The 22,530-nt window shown below is 60.0% G+C and carries 23 protein-coding genes; 13 read left to right on the forward strand and 10 right to left on the reverse strand.

Annotated elements, in window-relative coordinates:
• Positions 1-4: 4 nt before the first annotated feature.
• From PY308_RS19725 to PY308_RS19740, 4 genes are all read right to left on the reverse strand, one after another.
• Positions 5-955, reverse strand: coding sequence for an ABC transporter permease (locus PY308_RS19725; protein WP_275791212.1), 951 nt, complete (start codon positions 953-955; stop codon positions 5-7).
• Positions 955-1,899 carry an ABC transporter permease gene (locus PY308_RS19730; RefSeq protein ID WP_275786024.1) on the reverse strand — a complete coding sequence of 315 codons (945 nt, stop codon included), beginning with the start codon at positions 1,897-1,899 and terminating at the stop codon, positions 955-957. Before PY308_RS19730 ends, PY308_RS19725 begins: the two co-directional genes overlap by 1 nt.
• On the reverse strand, positions 1,896-3,362 hold the full coding sequence (locus tag PY308_RS19735; RefSeq protein WP_275786027.1) for an ATP-binding cassette domain-containing protein: 1,467 nt from the start codon (positions 3,360-3,362) through the stop codon (positions 1,896-1,898). The genes PY308_RS19730 and PY308_RS19735 overlap by 4 nt, the downstream gene beginning before the upstream one ends.
• Before the next feature lie 72 nt (positions 3,363-3,434).
• On the reverse strand, positions 3,435-4,451 hold the full coding sequence (locus PY308_RS19740; RefSeq protein WP_275786030.1) for an ABC transporter substrate-binding protein: 1,017 nt from the start codon (positions 4,449-4,451) through the stop codon (positions 3,435-3,437).
• Positions 4,452-4,740: 289 nt separating this feature from the next.
• Here PY308_RS19740 and PY308_RS19745 point away from each other — a divergent pair, with 289 nt between their 5' ends.
• The gene (locus tag PY308_RS19745; RefSeq protein WP_275786033.1) at positions 4,741-5,991 is read left to right on the forward strand and encodes a GAF domain-containing sensor histidine kinase; all 1,251 of its coding nucleotides are present in this window, start codon (positions 4,741-4,743) and stop codon (positions 5,989-5,991) included.
• Positions 5,988-6,710 carry a response regulator transcription factor gene (locus tag PY308_RS19750; RefSeq protein ID WP_275786036.1) on the forward strand — a complete coding sequence of 241 codons (723 nt, stop codon included), beginning with the start codon at positions 5,988-5,990 and terminating at the stop codon, positions 6,708-6,710. Before PY308_RS19745 ends, PY308_RS19750 begins: the two co-directional genes overlap by 4 nt.
• 53 nt (positions 6,711-6,763) lie before the next feature.
• On the opposite strand, the gene PY308_RS19755 is transcribed toward PY308_RS19750, so the two are convergent.
• Positions 6,764-7,090, reverse strand: a complete 327-nt coding sequence (locus PY308_RS19755; protein ID WP_275786039.1) for a hypothetical protein — start codon at positions 7,088-7,090, stop codon at positions 6,764-6,766.
• Positions 7,091-7,492: 402 nt separating this feature from the next.
• Positions 7,493-8,506: a zinc-binding alcohol dehydrogenase family protein gene (locus PY308_RS19760; protein WP_275786040.1), complete on the reverse strand. Its 1,014-nt coding sequence runs from the start codon at positions 8,504-8,506 to the stop codon at positions 7,493-7,495.
• A 109-nt stretch (positions 8,507-8,615) separates the two neighbouring features.
• Between PY308_RS19760 and PY308_RS19765 the strand changes: the two genes are divergently transcribed.
• Positions 8,616-9,011 (forward strand): winged helix-turn-helix transcriptional regulator, encoded by a 396-nt coding sequence (locus PY308_RS19765; RefSeq protein ID WP_275786043.1) that lies wholly within the window; start codon positions 8,616-8,618, stop codon positions 9,009-9,011.
• 27 nt (positions 9,012-9,038) lie between these two features.
• Here PY308_RS19765 and PY308_RS19770 read toward each other — a convergent pair whose 3' ends face one another.
• From PY308_RS19770 to PY308_RS19785, 4 genes are all read right to left on the reverse strand, one after another.
• The gene (locus PY308_RS19770) at positions 9,039-9,827 is read right to left on the reverse strand and encodes an SDR family oxidoreductase (RefSeq protein WP_275786045.1); all 789 of its coding nucleotides are present in this window, start codon (positions 9,825-9,827) and stop codon (positions 9,039-9,041) included.
• A gap of 14 nt (positions 9,828-9,841) precedes the next feature.
• Positions 9,842-11,329: a sugar ABC transporter ATP-binding protein gene (locus tag PY308_RS19775; RefSeq protein ID WP_275786048.1), complete on the reverse strand. Its 1,488-nt coding sequence runs from the start codon at positions 11,327-11,329 to the stop codon at positions 9,842-9,844.
• A gap of 28 nt (positions 11,330-11,357) precedes the next feature.
• Positions 11,358-12,296 (reverse strand): substrate-binding domain-containing protein, encoded by a 939-nt coding sequence (locus tag PY308_RS19780; protein WP_275786050.1) that lies wholly within the window; start codon positions 12,294-12,296, stop codon positions 11,358-11,360.
• Positions 12,297-12,418: 122 nt separating this feature from the next.
• Positions 12,419-13,396, reverse strand: a complete 978-nt coding sequence (locus PY308_RS19785) for an ABC transporter permease (protein ID WP_275786052.1) — start codon at positions 13,394-13,396, stop codon at positions 12,419-12,421.
• A gap of 208 nt (positions 13,397-13,604) precedes the next feature.
• Here PY308_RS19785 and PY308_RS19790 point away from each other — a divergent pair, with 208 nt between their 5' ends.
• The 10 genes from PY308_RS19790 (at position 13,605) to PY308_RS19835 (ending at position 22,529) form a co-directional block, all read left to right on the forward strand.
• A complete protein-coding gene (locus PY308_RS19790) occupies positions 13,605-14,414 on the forward strand; it encodes a transketolase (protein ID WP_275786054.1) in 810 nt (269 codons plus the stop codon).
• The gene (locus tag PY308_RS19795; RefSeq protein ID WP_275786056.1) at positions 14,414-15,382 is read left to right on the forward strand and encodes a transketolase family protein; all 969 of its coding nucleotides are present in this window, start codon (positions 14,414-14,416) and stop codon (positions 15,380-15,382) included. Before PY308_RS19790 ends, PY308_RS19795 begins: the two co-directional genes overlap by 1 nt.
• 79 nt (positions 15,383-15,461) lie before the next feature.
• Positions 15,462-16,931, forward strand: coding sequence for an FGGY family carbohydrate kinase (locus PY308_RS19800; protein WP_275786059.1), 1,470 nt, complete (start codon positions 15,462-15,464; stop codon positions 16,929-16,931).
• 22 nt (positions 16,932-16,953) lie between these two features.
• Positions 16,954-17,904 (forward strand): sugar-binding transcriptional regulator, encoded by a 951-nt coding sequence (locus tag PY308_RS19805; RefSeq protein ID WP_275786061.1) that lies wholly within the window; start codon positions 16,954-16,956, stop codon positions 17,902-17,904.
• Between the two features lie 50 nt (positions 17,905-17,954).
• Entirely contained in the window at positions 17,955-18,740 is a 786-nt protein-coding gene (locus PY308_RS19810; protein ID WP_275786064.1) for an SDR family oxidoreductase, read from the forward strand.
• A 128-nt stretch (positions 18,741-18,868) separates the two neighbouring features.
• Entirely contained in the window at positions 18,869-19,741 is an 873-nt protein-coding gene (sseA, locus tag PY308_RS19815; protein WP_275786067.1) for a 3-mercaptopyruvate sulfurtransferase, read from the forward strand.
• Between the two features lie 208 nt (positions 19,742-19,949).
• Complete coding sequence (locus PY308_RS19820; RefSeq protein ID WP_275786070.1) at positions 19,950-20,210, forward strand: acylphosphatase; 261 nt, start codon at positions 19,950-19,952, stop codon at positions 20,208-20,210.
• 173 nt (positions 20,211-20,383) lie between these two features.
• Entirely contained in the window at positions 20,384-21,046 is a 663-nt protein-coding gene (locus PY308_RS19825; RefSeq protein WP_275786073.1) for a Rieske 2Fe-2S domain-containing protein, read from the forward strand.
• Positions 21,034-21,873, forward strand: a complete 840-nt coding sequence (locus PY308_RS19830; RefSeq protein ID WP_275786075.1) for an aromatic ring-hydroxylating oxygenase subunit alpha — start codon at positions 21,034-21,036, stop codon at positions 21,871-21,873. The genes PY308_RS19825 and PY308_RS19830 overlap by 13 nt, the downstream gene beginning before the upstream one ends.
• Positions 21,870-22,529, forward strand: coding sequence for a glutathione S-transferase family protein (locus PY308_RS19835; RefSeq protein ID WP_275786078.1), 660 nt, complete (start codon positions 21,870-21,872; stop codon positions 22,527-22,529). The genes PY308_RS19830 and PY308_RS19835 overlap by 4 nt, the downstream gene beginning before the upstream one ends.
• The last annotated feature ends 1 nt before the right edge of the window (position 22,530 follow it).

The following is a 22,530-nucleotide window of genomic DNA, read 5'->3' on the forward strand; positions in this document are numbered from 1 at the left end:
CGGACTAACGTTGGTTTGGATTGCGGCCGCCTGCGACCACGATGACGGCAATGATGATGAGGCCCGTCATGATCAGCCTGATGCCGGCGCCGGCCCCATAGGTATTGAGCATGGAGACGACAAGAAACATGAAAAGCGAGGCTCCCCAGATTCCGGCCACGTTGCTGTTGCCGCCGGCAACCGCCGTGCCGCCGATGACGACGACGGCGATCGACATCAGCAGATATTCCGATCCCATGTTGAGCGCGGCACCGCCGGAGAAACTGGCAAGCAGGTAGCCGCAGATCGCGGCCAGAACGGAACAAAGGACATAGGTGGCGAAGCGCGTGCCATCGACGGGGATGCCGGCCATCCGGGCGGCGCGGATGCTCTGGCCGATCGCCGCGATCCAGCGTCCGTAGACCGTCTTTTGCAAGAGGATGAAAGCGAGAACCGAGAGGATCAAGGCAACGAGAGCGACATTCGGGATCCCGATCGTCGTCGCTGTGGTGAATTTAGCGAGGGCTTCCGGCGGTTTGATGCGAAGGCCGCGATTGGTCCAGATCGCCGTTGATTGGACGATGAAGCTCATCGACAGCGTCGCGATGATCGGCGGGATCTGCAGGAGCTTGATCAGGGCATAATTGCCGATGCCGACCGCGACGCCGATGGCAATGGCGACGGCAAGTCCCGGCAGGATCAGTGAGTTATCGACCTGCATGAATTTCAGGGCGACTGTGCCCGCAAGCGTCATGGTGGCAGGAACGCAGAGATCGATATTGCCCGGCCCAAGCGTGATCACGAACATCTGGCCGATACCGACAAGGATGGAGAAGGCCGCAAATGTCAGCGCCGCCTGGCTGAGGCCGATTGTGCCTGCACCGCCGGTAAACAGGAGCGTGGCGATCCAGACGACGAAGGCGGCGACAAAAGACCAGATCCAGGCTTTGCGCGATAAAATAGCGAACGTCTTCATCATTGCTTCCCCCGGTTCTCGAGGAGATTGAGCAACAGACGGAGCCCCAGCACGACGATCAGGATCGCACCCTGCGCGCCGATCTGCCAGTCCGGCGAGATGCGCAGGAACGAAAGAAACGAACCGGCAAGCGTCAGCGTCAATGCGCCGATAACCGCGCCGATCGGAGAGACCCGGCCGCCCGTGAACTCGCCCCCGCCCAGAATGACACCGGCAATCGACAGAAGCGTGTAGCGAAGCGCGATATTGGCGTCGGCGGAGGTCGTCAGTCCCACCAGCGAGATGCCGGCGAGAATAGCAAAAAGCGCTGCAAGCGCGTAGGTCGCCGCCCGGGCTCCCAGGATGGACCAGCCGGCGCGCTCCACGGACCGGGCATTGCCGCCGACGCCGCGCAGGATGACGCCGAAGGAGGAGCGCATGATGACGAAATGCGAGACCGCTGCAATGATGACGCAGGCGATGATTGCCATCGGGACCAGCGGTGGTCGCGAGATCATCACGGCCCGCGCCCATTCCGGCGCCTGCCCGCCCGGCGCTGGCAGTATGAGGACTGCAAGGCCGCTCCAGACGAAACTCATGCCGAGCGTGACGACGATGGACGGAAGATTGCGGGCATGAATCAGAATGCCAAGTGCAGCATAGACGGCAATCGAGGCGGCAAGGATGAGAATTCCAATGACGGGAGTGGCCTGCAGGAATGTCGCAGCGACACAGGCAACGAAACTGACGAAAGTCCCCATCGACAGATCCAGATCGTTGACCGTCATGATGAGCATCTGGGCGATGGTGGCGAGCGCAATCGGTACTGCCAGATTGAAAAGAAGGTTCAGTCCGATATAGCTCATGGCCCGCGGCTGCAGGTAGAAGACGGAGATCAAGAGAATGGTCAGCGACAAGGCGGGTAGCAAAAGACGGATTGTATCAGAGGATAGGACTTTCCTCATGCTGCGGCACCCATGAAGGAAGCGGCCAGGACATTCTTCTCCGTCACGGTGTCTCCCTTGAGTTCGGCGACGATCACACCATTGTTGAAGACATAGACCCGGTCACAAAGGCAGACTTCGTCCATCTCCGTCGAGTACCAGACGAATGTGCGTCCCCTGTCCGCCTCGGCCCGCAGAATGGCGTAGACCTCCTGCTTGGTGCCGATGTCGACGCCGCGCATCGGATCGTCCATCAGCACCGCGGCTGCCGGCGTCGCCAGCGCGCGGGCAAACAGCACCTTCTGCTGGTTGCCGCCGGACAGCGACAAAATAGGGTTATCAACATCCGGTGTGCGGATCTCGATACGTTCTTTCCAGGCCTTTCCGAGACTGGCTTCGGCCGGCTCGCTGACGAAGCCCCGCCGGGAGAGGCCGGCAAGATCGGCGATCGTCAGGTTCTTCAGGATGCTCCACAGCGGAAAGACGCCGTTCAGTGCGCGATCCCCGGCGACGAAGGCAAGCGCAGCTTTTCGCCCGCGCAACCAGTTGCCGGTACGGGCCAGATAGAGATCAATCAGCATATCGGTCTGGCCATGCCCGCCGAGGCCGGCAAGACCGATGATTTCACCAGGGAAGGCCTCGAAGGCGAGACCCTTGCCGCGACGCGGGGGCTGCGACAGAAGAGGTGTCAGGCTTGCGATGTCCAAAACGCGTCTCTCTTGATCGCGCCGCTTGACCACGCTGCCCATGGCCGCGACCAGACTGTGCTCGTCGAATTCATCGGCCGGCCGCTCACTCACCACCTTGCCGTCCTTCATCACGACGATACGGTTGGAGGTTGACAGTATCTCGCCCAGGATGTGGGAAATGAAGATCACCGATCCGCCGGTCCCGACGAAGCTGCGGACATAATCCAGCAACTGGGTCGCAAGCCTCGCGTCGAGCGACGAGGTGGGCTCATCGAGAATGACGAGCTTCACGGGTTGCGCGACCTGCGAGAAGGCCGTGGCGATCTCCACCATCTGTCGTTGTGCGATCGAAAGATCGCTGACGACATCGCCGGGGTTGATCCCGTGGCCAGGGAAGATCTCATCGAGCTTGCCGCCGATGACGCGGGCCGCCCGCCGACGCCAGCCCCAGCCCGTGAGCGTGCGGTGCATGATGCGCGTATTTTCGATAACCGTCAGGTTCGGGCAGAGCGACAGTTCCTGGAAGACGCAGCGTATCCCATTGGCGCGGGCAGCAGCAATGCCGTAACGCTGCATAGTCTCTCCTGCGCAGGCGATGGTGCCCTGATGCGGTGACAATCCGCCATTGATGACGTTGACGATCGTCGATTTCCCGGCACCGTTGTGTCCGACCAGGCCAACGCACTCGCCCGGCAGAATTCTCAACGTCACGCCATCAAGCGCCTTGACCGCACCAAAGGTGACCTTGGCATCCGCAATCTCGATGACCGCGTGCCGCAGCGGTATTGCCGTCATGCTTGCATTCCCGGAAAGGCATGGTTCTGTCGGGTCCCAAAACCAGACAGAACCATAAGGTGGGAGAATCGTTTATTTCGCGTCCGCTATGACCTTTTCGGCATCGGCCTGTGAATATTCGACATTGGCAACGCCGCCTTCCTGGGTGCTGGCCAGATTGGTTTCCAGCGTATCCTGGCTGATGCTGAGGAACGGGACGACAAGGTCCTTCTTCACGTCCTTGCCGTCGAGAATCTGTTGGGCAACCCAGAAGGCAAGGGTCGATACGCCCGGTGCGATCGAAACAGACATGGTTTCATAACCATTGGCATCCTTCTGTTCCTTCCACCATTTCAGCTCGTCCTGCCGATTGCCCATGACGATGGTCGGGATCGGGCGTTTGGCGGCTGCGAAGGCTTCTGCCGCGCCATAGCCATCGCCACCCTGGGTAACGACGGCCGCAATCTCGGGCAGGCTGGGGAGGATGCCGGCGACGGCCTTCTGGGCCACGTCCTGCGCCCAGTCGCCGTGCACGGAGCCGACGATCTTGAACTGCGGGAATTGCGCCACGCCGGCATGGATACCGGCGGAAATCTCGTCATCCACGAAAACGCCGGCAAGACCACGGATTTCCAGCAGGTTGCCACCGGCCGGGATTTTCTTGGACAGGTATTCGACCTGGCTGCGGCCCATCTCCTTGAAATCGACGGCGATGCGCCATGCGCAAGGTTCGGTTACGATGCCGTCGAAGGACACGACTGTGATGCCGGCATCGCAGGCCTCCTTGACCGCGCCATTCAGCGCAGTCGGAGACGCTGCATTGATCACGATGGCATCATAGCCCTGCAGGATCATGTTCTGGATCTGTGCTGCCTGCTCGGTCGCCTGGTTTTCGGCGGTTGTAAAGGGATCTGCCGCCGCAACGACCCCGGCCTTTACGGCTTCGCCGGTCACCTTTTCCCAACTTGTCAGCATCGCCTGCCGCCAGGAATTGCCGGCATAGTTGTTGGACAGCGCAATCTTCTTGGCGGCCGTGTCGGCCATCGCCTGAATAGGCATGGCGGCGCACGCAAGTGCTGCCGATGCCAGAAGCATCTTCTTGAAATTCATCTCTCTCTCCCAGTTGATCCGGCTTTCATCGAGCAGGATCTTTCCATCTTGGCCGAAGCGGTGACGAGCGTTTGTGATGTGCCGAGCTTCCTCCTCCCGGCTCATGCAGGATGGTATAGAACAGGAGACTTGCATAGGAAGATTGAAGCAGCGTGTTTGCGGTATCTGCTGTAGATGATGCGGGATCCTGCAGGACGCGCGCTGCCCTTCGGGCGCTTACTGAGGGATAAGGAAACAAGCCGGACTTTGACCGTGGAGGCGGGACAGGGTCGGCGGGAGGAGATGCTGCATGCTCAAGATGGCGCCATCGGTGCTTCTCGAACATTATCTGGGAATATCGCGCCTGCTTGCCGGACAGCTTGAGTTCCGATCAGCCATCCGTGCAGTAGCCGCGCAGATCTCCCATATCATTCCGCATGACCATCTCGACGTCTGCATCATCATGCATGGCGGAAAATACCACACGGCTTATGAGACCGGCCTCGAAACGGCCTGGGGCAATCGCCCGCCGGCGCTCGTTTCGGACAGCCCGATCCGGGCGCTTCTCTGGGGCGAGGTCTCGTATTTTCTCACCGACGATGCAGGAACCGATCCGCGCTTCAACTTCGAGAACGCCTTCACCCTGCCGATTTTCGACCAGGGGCTGCGCAGCCGAATCCATGTGCCGCTCAAGGTCGAAGGAGACATCATCGGCGCACTCAGCTGTTCGTCGCATCAGGCGGGACTGTATACGATGGAAGATATCGTCAATGCCCGCTCCATCGCAGATTTGCTTTCGCCCTATTTTTTTGCCTTGCGGGCTGCGGGACAGGCGCAGCAATCGGCGATCGTCGAGGCCGAGGCACGGGCTCGCGAAGAAGGATTGCGGCTTGGCGCGCTCAAGCTGACGGAGGCCCTGGAGCGTGAACGGCAGCGCATCGGCATGGACCTGCACGATCAGACGCTGGCCGACCTTACGCGCCTGTCCCGCCGGCTGGAACGGCTTACCCATGAGCCGGACATTGCCGGAGAGGCATTGGAACCCCTAGTGCGCAGCCTGCAGCACTGCATGCAGGATCTCCGCCAGATCATCGAGGAGGCCAAACCCTCCGTCCTTCAGCTTTTCGGCTTTGTCCAGGCTGTGGAGAACCATCTCGACCGGTCGGTGCGCGACAGTGGCCTCTCGATCGATCGCCAGTTGATCGATGAGACGGAGGGCAGTGTCGACAGCCTGGATCCGACCGTCTGCGTTGCGCTGTTTCGCATCACCCAGGAGGCGATCAACAACGCCGTGCGCCATGCGCAGGCGGACCGCATCGTGGTGCGGCTGGGCAAGCAACAGGACGGACTGTCCGTCGAGGTTTATGACGACGGTGTCGGCATCGCCAAGCAGCGGCGCCGCAATGGTGGCGGTATCGACAATATGAAAACGCGGGCCCGGCTCATTTCTGCCAGGTTTTCCATCGGTGCCGGTCGAAACAATCTCGGGACCGCCATCGGCGTGCATTTGCCTGTGGCGGCGCAAACGTCGCGCCAGCCAGACCCGAGGAACGAAATATGAAAGTCCTGATCGTCGAAGACGACCCCCTGCACCGCTCCTACCTGCATGAAGCCGTCAGCGCCGCCCTGCCGGAGTGCGAAACCGTGATCGAGGCGGAAAGCGGTACCATGGGCGAACACCTTGCCCGCGACCACCGCTCTGCCCACATCGTGATGGATCTGCAGATGAACAATCGCAACGGCATAGAGGCCGCCCGTACGATCTGGAAAGAGCGGCCGGATACGCGCATTCTCTTCTGGTCGAACTATTCCGATGAAGCCTATGTACGGGGCGTTTCCCGCATCGTGCCGGACGGCGCGGCTTACGGATATGTGCTCAAGTCCGCCTCCGACGAACGCTTGAAACTGGCTTTGCGCAGCATCTTCGTCGAGGCGCAATGCGTCATCGACCGGGAGGTGCGCGGAATGCAGCAAAAGAGCCTGGGGCAGACGAAGGGGTTCAGCGACACGGAGTATGAAATTCTGGTCGATATCGCGCTTGGCCTGACGGATCGGGCCATTGCCAGGAGGCGCAATCTGTCGCTTCGCAGCGTCCAGAACAGATTGCAGCAGCTGTATGAAAAGCTTGACGTCTATCAAACAGCAACAGACGACCACGAAGATGGCCGCTTCAACCTGAGAGCAAGGGCGGTAACCATCGCGATGCTGCGCAAGCTTCTCAACTACAGCGCGCTTGAACGCGCAGAGAGCGAGCTGGCGGAATGGCTGAAATCCGTCTAGTTGCCCTGATCACAAGCGGTAGAGACCGGTGTGCAGCCAAGACAAAGACAGTCTTATCCGAACAGTTTAAGTTTGCCGGCCGCAGCGTTCGCTTCGTCCATGGAGGCATCCAGTGTTGCTTTCAGAATGCGTAATTCCGCAGAAAGGCGAGGACTAAGTTGCAGTTGCTGCCAATCGCTCAGTTTCTGCTGCCACTGGGCAACTTCGACGATGAGCTCCCGAGACCGATGCTCTGTTTCGGGATTGACCTCTCTCGCTGCGCGTTCTGCATTTTCTGCCAGTTCAACAAGCTCCACCGTGCTGACCAGCCACAGGGGCAAAGCTGCACGCAAGGTTTCAATTTCCCCCACGACCGCTGCGTCGGCGTTATGATCCGTCATGCCAAATTCCTTTCATGATAAAACAACCACCCACGGACGATAGCGGCGACCGATTTGTCACTGTCGTCTTCCGATAATGCTCGGTTCGATTCTCCGTGTTACGGCTTCTTCATCATTTCATTCCGGCAAATGCCGGAAATTTTCCCCATGCCGCATCAACGCCAGGCCCCACGGTGTGGGTCGACAGTGAACCCGTGGCGGATGGGTTTGTTCCGGCGTTGCATTGCCAAAAACCCCTTGCCTCGTTGAAGGGGGCTGATATTTTAGATCGGCCTCCCGAAAAGGCCTAAAATCTTCAAGCCACGGGCGCTATGGCAGGTTGTCTCGTCCATCCCGAAAGGAGACGCTCTTTTGTTGTGGGGAGGAAGGAGCCGCTTTTCACAAGCGACTCCACAGAACAAGTCAGAAACCTTCCAGAACCACCTTGCCTTTGGACTTTCCGCTTTCGAGCTTGGCATGTGCCGTCTTGAGATTTGCGGCATTGATGGGTGACAGGGTTTCAGTGACCGTGGTGCGGATTTTGCCGCTGTCAATCAGTTGGGCAACCTGATTGAGCAGTTTGCCCTGCTCGTCCATATCGGCCGTCTGGAAGATCGAACGGGTAAACATCAACTCCCAATGAACGGAAACCGCCTTGCGCTTGAACCCGAGCACATCGAGACTTTCCGGATCGTCGATGAGCCCGAACCGGCCCTGCGGCGAAATCAACTCGATAATCTCCTTCAGATGGCGATAGGTCTCTGTGGTGGAGAAGACGAAGGCGGGAGCACCTATGCCCAAGGCGGCGACCTGTTCTGCAATCGGCCTGCTGTGGTCGACGACATGATGCGCTCCAAGGCTTTTCACCCAGTCTTGCGTTTCCGGTCGGGATGCAGTGGCGATAACCGTCAGGTCCGTCAGCGCCCGGACAAGTTGGATAGCGATGGAGCCGACACCGCCCGCGCCGCCGATGATGACGACAGCGTTGGCGGCACCTGGCACTGGCTTGCGGATGTCGAGTCTGTCGAACAGCATTTCCCAGGCTGTGATCGCTGTCAGCGGCAGCGCTGCGGCCTGTGCGTTCGACAGGGTCGTCGGTTTTCTCCCGGCTATGCGCTCGTCGACCAGATGGAACTCACTGTTCGCACCGGGCCGGGTCAGAGATCCCGCATAAAACACCGTGTCGCCGACTTTGAAATCCACCACCTCCGGACCGACATCGACCACCGTGCCGGCGGCATCCCAGCCCAGCACCTTCCACTGGTCCTGTTCGGCCGAGACTGTCTTGCGGACCTTGGTATCGACGGGATTGACGGATATCGCCGCAACCTCCACCAGTATGTCGCGCGCCGACGGCGTCGGACGGGGAAGGTCGATGTCGAGAAGGGAATCGTGACGATCTATTGCGCCAGCTATCTTATATCCGATTGCTTTCACAGTTCTACTCCTTGGCATTGAAGCTGTTGATGTAAGCCAACAATGGCCTTATGATCGCAATCTATCAATACGCACAAAATAAGCATGTAGTATCAAAAAGGATACTGTAATGGCCAAGGCACGCTATTCCCGCTTCGACTGTTCCCCCGGCTGTTCCGTCGAGGCAGCCATCGGTCTCATCGACGGCAAGTGGAAATCGGTGATCCTGTTCCATCTTCTGTCTGGCACGCTACGTTTCAGTGAAATCCGCCGGCACGTCGTGAATGTGACGCCGCGCATGCTGACAAACCAGCTTCGCGAGTTGGAAGAAGATGGCCTGATCAGCCGCAAGGTCTATGCGCAAGTGCCGCCGAAGGTGGAATACAGCTTGTCTCCTCTCGGCTGGAGCATGGAGCCGATCCTTCTTGCCCTCAAAAGCTGGGGCGATACCAATATCGGCCTTTATGGCAAGCCGCACGGCATCGATCCGCGCGAACCGGCATTGGAAACAGCGCAATCAGTGTAGCCGCGAAATCCAACCGTGGTTGCTTCATCACCAGCAGCAAAAGCCGCCATCGACGAGAAGATCAACGCCGGTTACGTAGCTTGCTGCATTCGACAACAGGAAGACGGCAGGACCTACCATTTCGTCGACGGTCGCCATGCGCTGCATGGGTGTCTGCTCTTCGAAAAGTTTCGTCTGGTGCACCATTTCCGGGCGGGTATTCATCGGTGTTGCCGTGTAGCCCGGACTGATCGTGTTGACCCGGATACCGCGGCCGACCCACTCCATCGCCATGGATTTCGACATGTGGATGACACCGGCTTTCGAGGCATTGTAGTGGCACTGGTTGAGGCCGCGATTGACGATGACACCCGACATTGAGGCAATGTTGACGATCGCGCCTCGTCCGTTCTTCAGCATTGCCCGGGATTCAGCCTGGCAGGAAAGGAACACACCTTTCAGATTGATGTCGATCATCGTCTGGAACTGGCTTTCCTCCATCTCTTCTGCAGGATTGGCATTGGCGATCCCGGCAGCATTGACGGCAAGGGTCAGTGCGCCCAGCTCGGCTTCCGTGCGGGTGACCGCATCGTTCAATGCTGCGCTGCTGGTGACATCCGCCGCAATCTGGATGCTGCGCCGGCCTGCCCTGGCGATGAAATCGGCGGTGTTCGCCAACCCATCATCGCTGCGTCGGTCAAGCAGAGCGACATCCGCCCCGCATTGTGCCAGCCCCATGGCGATGCGCTGGCCGATACCGCTGCCGGCCCCTGTCACCAGGGCGATATTGCCGGAAAGATCGAACAGTTTCGGCGCGTTGAGCATTATGTCGGACATGTTTAGTTTCCTGTTCAGATGGTTGCCAGTTCCATCACCGAGACGTCGTTCGCGTCCTTGCGGTCCAGAATGCCGGCCTGCTTGCCTTGTGCCATGACCATGATACGGCTGGAGACCCCGAGAACCTCCTCGAGATCGGAGCTGACGACAATCACCGCGACGCCCTCCCGAGCCAGATCGATGATCAGGTCATAGATCGATGATCGGGCACCGACATCGATGCCGCGCGTCGGCTCGTCCAGAACCACGACCTGCGGCTTGCGCGCCAGCCACTTGGCCAGCACGACTTTCTGCTGGTTGCCGCCGGAAAGTTCGCCGGCTTTCTGCTTGCCGCGTCCCTTGACGCCGAACCGCCTGATATACTCATCAGCGAACTGATGGAGCCGGCGGGACGAGATCCAACCCTTACTGGAGATTTCGCCCAGATTGGCGTAGGCGATGTTTTCCGCGATCGAGTGATCGAGCACGACGCCCTGAAGCTTCCTGTCTTCCGGGACCAGCACGATGCCGTTGCGGATTGCGTCGATCGGCGAGCGCGGCGTCACGGGCTTGCCGTGCAGCAGCACCTCGCCAGCGGAAATAGGGTCCGCTCCGGTTATGGCGCGAACAAGTTCCGTGCGCCCGGCACCCATGAGCCCGGCGATACCGAAGACTTCGCCTTTGCGAACCGAAAAGCTGATATTTCTAAACGTGTTCGACGGCGAGGTGAGGTCTCGAACTTCAAGCGTCACTTCATCTGCGGCCGCTGGCAGTGCGGGGAACATACGCTCCAGGGAGCGGCCGACCATTGCCTCGACGATGGCACGGATAGGCGCATCGCCCTCGGCAAATTCCTTCACTTTGGCACCATCGCGCATGACGACGATTCGGTCGGCAATCTGCCGTATTTCCTCGAGACGATGCGAGATATAGACGATCCCTACGCCTTCGGACTTCAAGCGCTTGATTTGCTGGAACAGGAGCTGCGTTTCCTCGCCGCCAAGCGCCGCGGTCGGCTCGTCGAGGATCAACAGGCGCGCATTCAGCGTCAGCGCCTTGGCGATCTCGATCAATTGCTGCTTGCCGGTCGACAGCCCTTCGACAAGACGGTCGGGCGGCACGTCGAGACCAAGCCGTTGCAGGCCGGCGCGGGCGCGCTCCTCCATCGCTTTTCGGTCGATCCGCCCGGCGCGCATCGGATAGCGGCCGAGAAAGACGTTTTCCGCGATCGAAAGCTTCGGCAGCAGCTTCAGTTCCTGGTGGATCATACCGACGCCAAGATCCATGGCAGTGCGGGGATCAGCCGGGGCATAGGGCGCCCCAAGCCATGTCATCTTGCCGTCAGACGGCTGCACGGTACCGGAAATAATGTTCGACAGCGTCGATTTTCCGGCACCGTTTTCGCCCAGCAGCGCCACGACTTCACCGGGACCGACATCGAAATCGATCCCGTGCAACACCTTGACCGGTCCGTAGGATTTCCGGATTCCACGGAGCGACAGGATGGAAGGCTGTGTTGTCATGGCGCTGCTGCCTTTCGTTCAAGACAGGTTACGGATGATTCTTGACGAATTCCGGCGCGTTGTCGCAGGTCGTTAGAACGGCATTCGGTGTCTGACGCTCTTCGACCTTCTGGCCTGCAGCAACGGCGAGCGCCGATTCGACCGCGAGAACGCCCATCTTCTGCGTGCTCTGCGTCGCGGTGGCGATGAACGGTCCCTTGCACTTTGCAAGATATTCGAGTGCCGAACCGTCCCCGTCATAGCCGCCGATGATCACCTTGTCGGAAAGGTTGGCAACGTCCATGGCCTTGGCCGCACCCATCGCCAGACCGTCAGCCTGGCCGAAGATGATGGTGATGTCAGGATTTGCCTGCAGCATGTTCTGCGCGATCGAGAAGCCCTCGTCCGCCGACCACATCTGACTCCACTGCTGATCGACCAGTTCGACGCCGGTATTCTCGTCGATGGCGCGCTTGCAACCGGTGAAGCGATCGACTTCGGGCGTGGTGCCCTTCTGGCCGTGGATGATGGCCATCTTGCCCTTGCCGCCGGCCTTTTCGATGATGTGCTTGCACACGGCGTAGGCAGATTCGACGCTTTCGCCCGCGATGAAGGTGTCGCCCGGCGCACCGTCCGGCACACGGTCGACGTTGATCACGGGAATGCCGGCTTCGCGCGCGAGACGGGTCGGCACGGCGGCCGCGGCCGCACCTGCGGGGATGTAGATGAACGCATCAATCCCCTGGGTCATCAGGTCCTGCACCTGGCTGACCTGGGTAGCAGTATCGTTCTTCGCATCGACGACGATGACCTCGATGCCTTTTTCCTTGGCGTATTTTTCGACGCCGAGCTTGATCTGGTTGAAGAAGTCCGCCTGAAGGTTCGGAACGGCGAGGCCAATCTTCTTGACCTCCGCGGCCGAAGCGCCGAACGGGGACATCATAAGCGCGGCCGCAGTGGCAGCCATCAGAAATCTGGACAGTTTCATGGTTTCTCCTCCGAGTTGAACATGTCGGCGTCCTGCTCTGCAGGAGCCCTCTCCCTTGCCGGCCTGCACCATTGCTGGCCGATATCAGCATCCGGAACGCCATCGCGACCGGATGAAATCGATTACCGTCGCTTCTTGTAGGTCTCAGCCGTAACCGCCAGAACAATGACGGCACCAATGATCACCTGCTGCAGGAAGGGTGATACGCTGAGCAGGTTGAGCCCGTTGCGCAAAACGCCGATGATGAGCACGCCGATGATGGTGCCGCCGATCCCGCCCGTGCCGCCGGAAAGCGACGTACCGCCGATGACGACAGCCGCGATAGCGTCGAGTTCATAGGATACGCCCGACGATGGCTGCACGGAGTCGAGCCGCGCTGCGAGAACCATACCGGACAAACCGGCCAGAAAGCTGCTGACGACGTAAACGAGTACCGTCGCGGTCTGCACATTGATCCCGGCAAGCCGCGCCACTTCGGCATTGCCGCCGATGGCATAAAGAATGCGTCCGCCGTGGCGATAGCGCTGGTAAAGCAGGCCGATCAGGAACACGGCAAACATCACCGCAACCGTCAGCGTCAGGAACCCGCCGAAGCGCACGATGGCCATCATGTTGAACCAGGCCGGAAAGCCAATGATCTGCTGACCGTCGGTAATCATGTTGGCGACGCCGCGCGAAATCGACATCATGGCCAAGGTCGCAATGAAGGCGGGCACGTTGAATCGGGTGATAAGAAGCCCGGCAATCAGACCGTTCAACGATGCAACCAGCAGCGCTGCCGGGATTGCGACACCCATCGGGAGGCCGACAACGACATTTAGGTAGCCGAGAACCATCATTGCCAATGCCATGACTGACCCTACGGCCAGATCGATGCCGCCGATGAGGATGACCATCGTCATGCCCACGGCCATCACTCCCAAGACAGTGATCTGGTCCAGAACGTTCAGAAAGTTGCGGACTGAAAGGAACCTGTCTGTCACGAGCGTCAGGAAAAGACATAGGAAAAGCAAGCCGATGAGGGGACCTGTGGCCCCGCGCAGCGAGGCAAAGATCTGGCTAGCAGCAATACCCTGCTTCTCCTTCGGAACCGCAAGCATGACGTTCTCCCATTCCCATCAAAGCCAGTCACGATTGATTATTTGCATAAATATGCATGACCGTGTGTAAATTCGTATATGATCGATAGACGTCATGTCAATATCAAGAATGATCAATTATACGGCAAAAGCTGCAAAATTAGCTTGACTTGAATTCAAACACTGCAATTATATAGGAATATGAATATTTATGCATTATGAGGGATTCATGCAGCCGAACGATCTCGACAGCATCGCCCGGCAGATTCGCCTTCGCGATCTGCAGGCGGTTTTTGAAGCCGGCGCTGGCCATATCGGCGGCGAGATGTCCGCCATCGACATTCTTACCGCGCTCTATTTTCGCGTGCTGCGAATTTGGCCGGATCAGCCGAAACATCCAGACCGTGACCGCTTCATCCTCTCCAAGGGGCATGTTGCGCTTGCCCTCTATGTGACGCTGGCCAAACGCGGCTTCCTGCCCGAAGAGGAAATCAGCACCTTCCTGAAGCCGCATTCACGTCTGAACGGGCATCCAAACTGCAACAAGGTGCCCGGTGTGGAGACAAATACCGGGCCGCTCGGCCATGGTCTACCGGTCGCCGTCGGTATAGCGAAAGCCGCCAAACTGACTGGCGCTGCCTACCACACCTACGTCATGACCGGTGATGGCGAGATGCAGGAAGGTTCCAACTGGGAAGCCATTTCGTCTGCTGCGCAGTTCGGCCTCGACAATCTGACTTTGATCATCGACCACAACCGTTTCCAGCAAGGTGCCGCCCTGAAGGACACCAACAATCTGGCGCCCTTTCCGGCCAAACTCGAAGCCTTCGGTTGGGATGTATCCGAAATCAACGGCAACGACATGACGCAGATCATTCCAGCGTTGGAGCAGCGGGGGGGGCGCCCGCACTGCATCGTCGCCCACACCAATAAGGGACAAGGCATCTCGTTTATGCAGGACACGGTCGATTGGCACCACAAGGTGCCCAGTGCCGAACAATACAAGATCGCCGTGGCTGAGCTTTCGGAGGGAATGTGATGAACGCTTTGACAACCCCACCCAAGCTGCATGATTGCCGCGATGCCTTTGTTGCCGTTCTGGAGCGTCTCGCAGCCGAGAATCCAAGGATCGTGGCAGTTTGCAACGACTCGGTCGGCTCATCGAAACTGGGCGGCTTCAAGGGAAAATGGCCGGAGCGGCTAGTGAATGTCGGCATTGCCGAACAAAATATGGTGGGCGTCGGTGCCGGCCTTGCCAATGGCGGCCTTCTGCCCTTCGTCTGCGGCGCCGCCTGCTTTCTCACAGGACGCTCGCTCGAACAAATCAAGGCCGACATCGCCTATTCGAACGCCAATGTGAAGCTGATCGGCATTTCCTCCGGCATGGCCTATGGCGAGCTGGGGCCGACCCATCATTCCATCGAAGACTTTGCCTGGCTCCGGGTGTTGCCGAATTTGCCTGTGATCGCACCCTGCGATTCGATCGAGACGGCTGCGGCTGTGGAATGGGCAGCCAGCTATGACGGCCCCGTGTTCCTTCGCCTGTCGCGCGTCGGCGTGCCGGATCTGCTGACAGCCGGTCATACATTCGAACTTGGCAAGGCGAACCTGCTTCGGGATGGCGATGCAGTGACGCTGATCGCCAACGGCACATTGACCCACCGCGTCATGACGGCCGCCAGCCTTCTTTCGGAACAGGGGATCGAGGCGCGTGTGCTGAATATGGCAACGGTTCGGCCCATCGACGTCGAGGCTGTGGTGGCCGCGGCTCAGGACACCGGCGCCATTCTCACGGCGGAAGAACATTCCACCTTCGGCGGCCTGGGTTCGGCGATTGCAGAAGTCGTTGTCGCCGAAGCGCCAGTACCCATGAAAATTCTCGGCGTACCCGGCATTTTTGCACCGACCGGGTCGGCTGAATTCCTGCTGGATGAATTCGGCATGTCTCCCTTAGCCATTGCCGAGGCAGCTATCGCATTGATCGCACGAAAGTCTTCCCGCGCCTAGTATAGCGGGTCCAGATGACGTGCCGGGCGCGGCAAAACCTCCCTGATGCCGCGCCCTATTTTCGCCTGTCGGAGCAACCATGACGACCGCCATACTCGCCATTGATCAGGGCACCACCAATTCCAAAGCGGTGCTTGTTTCCACGACCGGAGACATCCTGTCGCGCGGGTCGGCTTCCGTCGGCATAGAACACCCGCAGCCCGGCTGGGTCGAGCAAGACCCGATGCGCATATGGGCTTCCGTGCAGGAGGCAATCGCTATCTGTCTGCAAGCCGGCCCCAATTCCGACATCTTGGGCATCGCGGTTTCCAACCAGCGCGAATCCGTCACCGTCTGGGATGCGGCCACGGGAGAACCGCTTGGCCCGGTCGTCAGCTGGCAATGCCGTCGCAGCGCACCCGCTTGCGCCGCGTTGATTGCCGCAGGCCATGCTTCCCGTGTACAGGAGCTCACCGGCCTGCCCATCGATCCGATGTTCCCCGGCCCCAAGATGAAATTGCTTCTGGACCGCGTTCCCCCCGGGTTCGAAGCGCGACTGGGCACAATTGATGCGTGGTTGATCCACTGCCTGACGGGCGGCGCGGTTCACGCATGCGACGCGTCGAATGCGGCCCGCAGCCAGCTTTATGATCTTAACAGCCGGACATGGAGCGACGAGCTTTGCACGCTGTTCGGCGTGCCGAAATCATGCCTGCCGCAGGTTCGCGACAGTGCGTCCTCGTTCGGCGTGACGAAAAATGTCGCGGGACTTCGCGACGGCATTCCGATTTGCGCGGCGATCGGCGACAGCCATGCCGCACTGTTCGGACACGGAGCCTTCAACCCTGGCGACGGCAAGGTCACGTTCGGCACCGGCTCCTCCATCATGACGACGCTGCCGCGCTTCATCGCGCCGCGCCACGGCATAACCACGACGATTGCCTGGTCCATTGCCGGTAAACCGACCTTTGCCTTCGAGGGAAATATTCTCGTGTCCGCCGCCGCCCTGCCCTGGATGGCCGAGATGCTGGCCCTCCCCGACGTGCAGGCCCTGACGGATCTTGCCGCCACCGCAGAACCCATGGGGCCTGGCTTCGTGCCGGCCTTTGTCGGACTTGGCGCACCCTACTGGCACGCGGATGCGCGAGCGTTGTTTTCCGGCATCACCTTCAACACGACCCGCGCCCAGATGGCCCGCGCGGTGACGGATTCCATGGCCTTTCAGGTCCGGGACGTCTTTGAGGCGATGTCGGCGCAATCACCGACACCGCTCGGCCGGCTCTTTGCCGATGGTGGGCCGAGCAAAAACACCTTCCTGATGCAGTGTGTCGCCGACATGCTTGAACACCCCATCATCCAGTGCGACGCTCCGGAGGCTTCGGCGCTGGGGGCCGCCTATCTGGCGGGCCTGTCTCTGGGGGTCTGGCCCGACCTCGCCGCGATCGCGGCCCTGCCGCGTGCCGGAAATATTTTGCAACCGCGCGCTTTCGATTTGCAAGGCAAGCGCAACACCTGGAAAGACGCCGTCAATCGCTCGACCATGTCATTCGCTTCGACTAAGGGTGAATAAAAATTCACACATGGAGGTGTCGATGGGACGGATCAACGAGCTGAGACTGATTGCCCGCATTGCTCAGATGTATCATGTGGAAAGCAAGCGTCAGGCAGAGATCGCCGAAATCATGCACATGTCGCAGGCAACCGTGTCACGCATGTTGAAACGTGCCGAGCAGGAAGACATTGTCCGCACCACGGTCATCCCTCCACCGGGAACATTTGCCGAATTGGAAACGGCTCTCCGGGAACGCTATGGTCTGACGGAGGCCATCGTCATCGACTGCTCGGAAGATCGCGACGGCGCAATCATGGCGCGGATCGGCGAAGCGGCTGCTCATTTTCTGGAAGTCACACTTCAACAGGACGAGATCATCGGCGTTTCGAGCTGGAGCCAGACGATCCTGCGAATGGTGGACAACATCCACCCGTTCAAGAATGCCAAGGCCAAGTATATCGCGCAAATCCTCGGCGGCATGGGCGATGCGTCCGTGCAGACCCATGCCACACAGTTGACAGCACGCCTTGCTAGGCTGACGGGCGGCGAGCCGCGCCTGCTGCTCGTTCAAGGCATCACCTCGTCGCGTGAAGCCAAACTTGTCATGCTGGCCGATCCGGTCGTGCGGGGAACGCTGGATCTCTTCGGACGATTGACCCTCGCTATCATTGGCATCGGGGCAGTAGAGCCATCGGAACTGCTTGCCCGCTCCGGCAACGTCTTCTCGCGCCAGGAAATGGCGATGCTTCAAGATGCCGGCGCAGTCGGCGAGATCTCGTATCGATTTTACGACAAGGACGGAAAGCCGGTCGAGACACCGTTGAATGAGCGCGTGATCGGCATTTCGCTCGAGGATCTGAAAAAGGCCGGCCGCGTCATTGCATTGGCAGGTGGAGAATCAAAAACCCAGGCGATCGCGGGCGCCCTGAAACTCGGTGTCATCGACGTTCTGGTTACCGACAAGTTCACTGCAGCAAGGCTGACGGCCTGATCTAGTCCGAGATTATCGCTTGGCTTGCTGCGCATCATGGAGGAAAGACGATGAGACGCTTTGCAAATCAGACAGTTTTCGTGACGGGGGGCAACAAAGGCATCGGCCGCGGCATCGCCAAGCGCTTTGCCGAGGAAGGCGCCAAGGTCGCAATAGCAGCCATCGAGAAAAACACGGCCGATATTGCGGCAGCACTCGCACAGGAAGCCGGCGGAGAGGTCATCGGTTTCACCCTGGATGTGACCGACGCCAAGGCCGTACAGGAGGCCTATGGGGAGGCCGAGGCGAAACTCGGCGCCATCTCCGTATCGGTGCAGAACGCGGGCGTCATCACCATCGCCAAAATTGAGGATCTGACCGAGCGCGAGTGGGATCTCAACCTGGACGTCAACACCAAGGGTGTCTTTCTGTGCTGCCAGGAAGCTGTTCGCCGCTTCCGCGCGAGTGGCACGAAGGGCCGTCTGATAAACACCGCATCGGGCCAGGCCCGCCAGGGCTTCATCTATACACCGCATTACGCCGCGTCGAAGTTTGGCGTGGTCGGCCTGACGCAGAGCCTCGCCAAGGAGCTTGCCCGCGAAGGCATAACCGCCAATGCCATATGCCCCGGCATCATCCACACCGAGATGTGGGACTACAACGACCGCGTCTGGGGCCAGATGCTCGGCGAATATGGTCCTGGCGAGTTGATGGCCGAATGGGTCGAAGGCATCCCCATGGGCCGGGCCGGCACTCCCGCCGAAGTCGCCGCTCTTGTTGCTTTCCTAGCCTCTCCGGACGCGGCCTACATCACGGGCCAGACGATCAATGTGGACGGCGGATTGATCATGTCGTAACGTCGTGATCGGGCGGATCAAACTCCAGACCAGCGCGTTGCAGGCACGCTTCCCATTGCATGGTCCGGCGATGCCGTGGGCTGAACCCGTCAAACATCAATGTCTCCAAACCTATTTGGGAGCTTTCCATGCCGCTTTCTTTGTCGGGTTCGCTCGTTTCCACCGCATGGCTGGCGACACATCTCGATGATCCGAAGCTCGTCATTCTCGACGGATCCTTCAAGCTGCCCGGCGTGATGCCGATTGCCTCGGACGATTTCGCTGAACGTCACATTCCCGGTGCACGCTTCTTCGACATCGACGCAGTCGCCGATCACGAGACGGCGCTGCCGCACATGCTGCCGTCCGCCGCCGCTTTTGAACGCCATGCATCGGAACTGGGCATCTCGAACGACAGTGTGGTGGTGGTCTACGACACACCTGGTCTCATGTCGGCAGGACGCGTCTGGTGGACCCTGCGCACCTTCGGCCATAAGCAGGTCGCAATCCTCGATGGCGGTCTGAAGAAATGGCTGGCGGATGGATACGCCGTGACGAACGAGGTCACGGCGCCCGCCAGCACTCGTTTCCGCGCCAGTTTCGATCCTGCTGCCGTGCGCTCGAAGGGAGAGGTTCGCGACAATCTGGAAAGCCGTGCGGAGCAGCTGATCGATGCGCGCTCGGCCAGTCGCTTTGCCGCAAAGGAGAAGGAATCACGCCCGGGCTTGCGTTCCGGCCATATCCCCGGCAGCCTCAACCTTCCTTTCAATCTTCTGACCAACCCCGAGACTGGCGAGATTATTCCGGTGGCGGACATCCGCAGGGTATTCGAGACGGCCGGTCTCGATTTCTCGCAGCCGGTGATTGCCAGTTGCGGGTCGGGCGTCACCGCCGCTGCACTCGCGTTCGGACTGCACCTGGCCGGTAAGAACGATGTCGCCATTTACGACGGCGCCTGGACCGAGTGGGGCCAGCCGGGCGACACACCTGTCGAGACTGGCAACGGCGGGGATGGAAAATGAACGTTCTGTCCCCGGCGCTGCGCAAGCGCTAACCACGCTCTGTCGAGCGCTTCTCGACAGAGCCGGCCTTGGCGAACAGTCGCGGCCGAGGATCACGACAGCCTGAACGGATAGGGGCTTCGGGGAAATCATGTGTCAAAGGCGAAATATCTTCCTCAGTGGCGCTCAATCGCTATGATGTGTCCAAGGCAACCAAATGCAGGGCGCGATGACAGAACGAAACGATGGTCATTCCCGGGAACGCATGACCATCGTCGGCGATCTCGATGCCCCCTCCTTCGTGCCCTGGATACGGCGCCATGCTGCCAAGCTTGGGCTTTCGCAAGCCATTTCCCACTCCAGTGCCGAACGGATCGAGCTTGAGGTCGATGGGCCGGAAGAGCTGATCGACATGATGGAAATGGGCTGCTCGCTCGGGCCCATCGACGTCTGGGTCGATACGATTGTGCGCAAGCCTATCAGCCCCTGAAATCATCTGACGGCCACGCGAAGCTCTACGGCAAACACAACCTCTGCACTTTATTTGATCATTCTTGCCAATGCGGAAATTTTATGCAAACGTGATCGCTGCCGGGAAACCATCGCGTGCGGCGCCGCGCTCATTTTCCGTTACGATTTGATTTCGTTCAGAAAGTCTCAACCATGCATTCCGACACGACGGGCTCGTGGACGCCAGTCGCCCTTTCCGGAGATCTGCCGGCCGGAGCCGTCATGTCGGCCCAAATCCCAGCCGAGGCCATTGCACTCTGGCGAAGCGCTTCCGGCCGTTTATCCGCATCGGCGGATCGCTGTCCGCATCGCGGCATGCGCCTGTCCCATGGCTTCGTGCGCGGCGAGGCGCTGTCCTGCATCTACCACGGCTGGAGCTATGCGCAGACCGGACATTGTCTGCGCATCCCGGCGCATCCCGGATTGGTTCCCCCGGAAACCATCCGGGTGGCGACGCATGCCGTCGAGGAATCCGGCGGCATCATCTGGGTTTCCGCCGGCAAGCCCATGGGCGGGCCACCGCGGTTCGAAGGCCTGGCTCCGTTGCGTTCCCTGACTGTACACGCTGACATCGCCACCATCGAGGCCGCCGCCGTTGCAAAGGCAGGGCCGGAGGGTCTTCTGGAGCTCGATCGGGGTGCCGGCCCCATCTGCGTGCTTCTTTCCGTGCAGAAGGACAACACGACGCTGATGCATGTTCTGCTCTCCGCCACAGCCGAACCCGCCGCGGGCATCGCGGCTTCCCGGGCTGTCGAAAGCCTCCGCCGAAAGGCCGAGGCGCTGCAGACGACAGGGGTCGCGCCATGCAGGCAATGATCGACGAATGGTATCCGGTCGGCCTCTTCAGCCAACTTGATCGGGCGGGGCGCAAGACTGCGCTGATGGGCGAGCCGATAAAGGTCGCTTGCGACGAGAATGGCGATGCGAGGGTGACCGGCGCAGACGGGCGTGTCCTGCCGGCATGCATCCGCTACGGCCATGTCTGGTCATCCCTCGGCTCGCCAAAGAAGGCGCTTTTTCCGATCCCGGAGGCCGATCAGCCCGGCCGCCGATTTGTCGACGTCGGCGTGGTGCGCGTACGCTGCTCCCCACTGCGGGCTGTCGAAAACTTTCTCGATGTCGCCCACTTCCCCTTCGTACACACGGACATTCTTGGCGCCGAGCCACATACGGAAGTTCAAAACTACAAGGTCGAAATCCGCGAGGATGTCGATGAGGTCTGGGCAACGCAGGTCAAGTTCTACCAGCCGCAGGCGGCGAAATCGGCAAGCGGCGGCATCACGACGGAATATATGTACCGCGTGCCGGCCCCAACCTGCTCGGTGCTCTACAAGACATGCCCGCCACGCCCCAGCGAATGGGATGTCATCACCCTGTTCGTCCAGCCGCTGGCCGAAGACCTGTGCGACGTCTGGCCATGGATGGCTTTGTTCGACGACACGACCTCCTTGACCGATCTGATCCATTTCCAGCAGACTATCTTCCTGCAGGACCGGTCTATCCTGGAAAACCAGATCCCACGCCTGCTGCCGCTCGACCCCGGCATGGAAATCCCGACACGCGCCGACCTCACCTCGATTGCCTATCGACGCTGGCTCAAACGCCACAACTACACCTATGGTGCGCAGCTGGTGGCACAATGAAGCTTTACGATTACATCCTCTCCCCCAGTTGTTACAAGGTGCGCCTGATGGCGGCGCTGACCGGCGTGACACTCGATATCCGCCCCGTGGATTTTCACCCTGGAGCCGAACACAAGGGCGCCGCGCTCCTGGCGCTCAATCCCGCCGGCTCCATCCCAATCCTTGAAGATGGCGATCTGATCCTGACCGAATCCTCGGCCATTCTCGTTTACATCGCGGTCAAGGCGGCACCGGAATGGCTTGCCGGCAGCCAGTCCGGCGAAGCCGCGCGCGTGCAGCAATGGCTATCCTATTCCAGTCGCCTGACCGCAAGCCTCGGCGGCGCAAGGCTTACAGAGATGTTGCTGCGGCCCGGCGATATCGGCGCACTGCAGGCGCAGGGGGTTCTTGCGCTCAGAGAATTGGAAGCGGGCCTGGTGGAGCAAGGCCTGCGCGGCATGCGCTTCCTGGCGGCGGACAGGCCAACGGTTGCCGATATTGCGTGCTTTCCGTATGTGGCGCTGGCGCCCGACGGCGGTGTCTCGCTCGACCCTTATCCCGCGATCCGCCTCTGGTCGCGCGCGCTGCGCAGTCTTGATCATTTCATCGAAATGCCCGGCATTCATCGGCTGCATGAATTGAAGCCCGAACCACATATTGAACCGGGCGAGGCATAAC

Origin of the sequence: Pararhizobium gei (assembly GCF_029223885.1) — a bacterium.
Lineage (GTDB): Bacteria > Pseudomonadota > Alphaproteobacteria > Rhizobiales > Rhizobiaceae > Pararhizobium > Pararhizobium gei.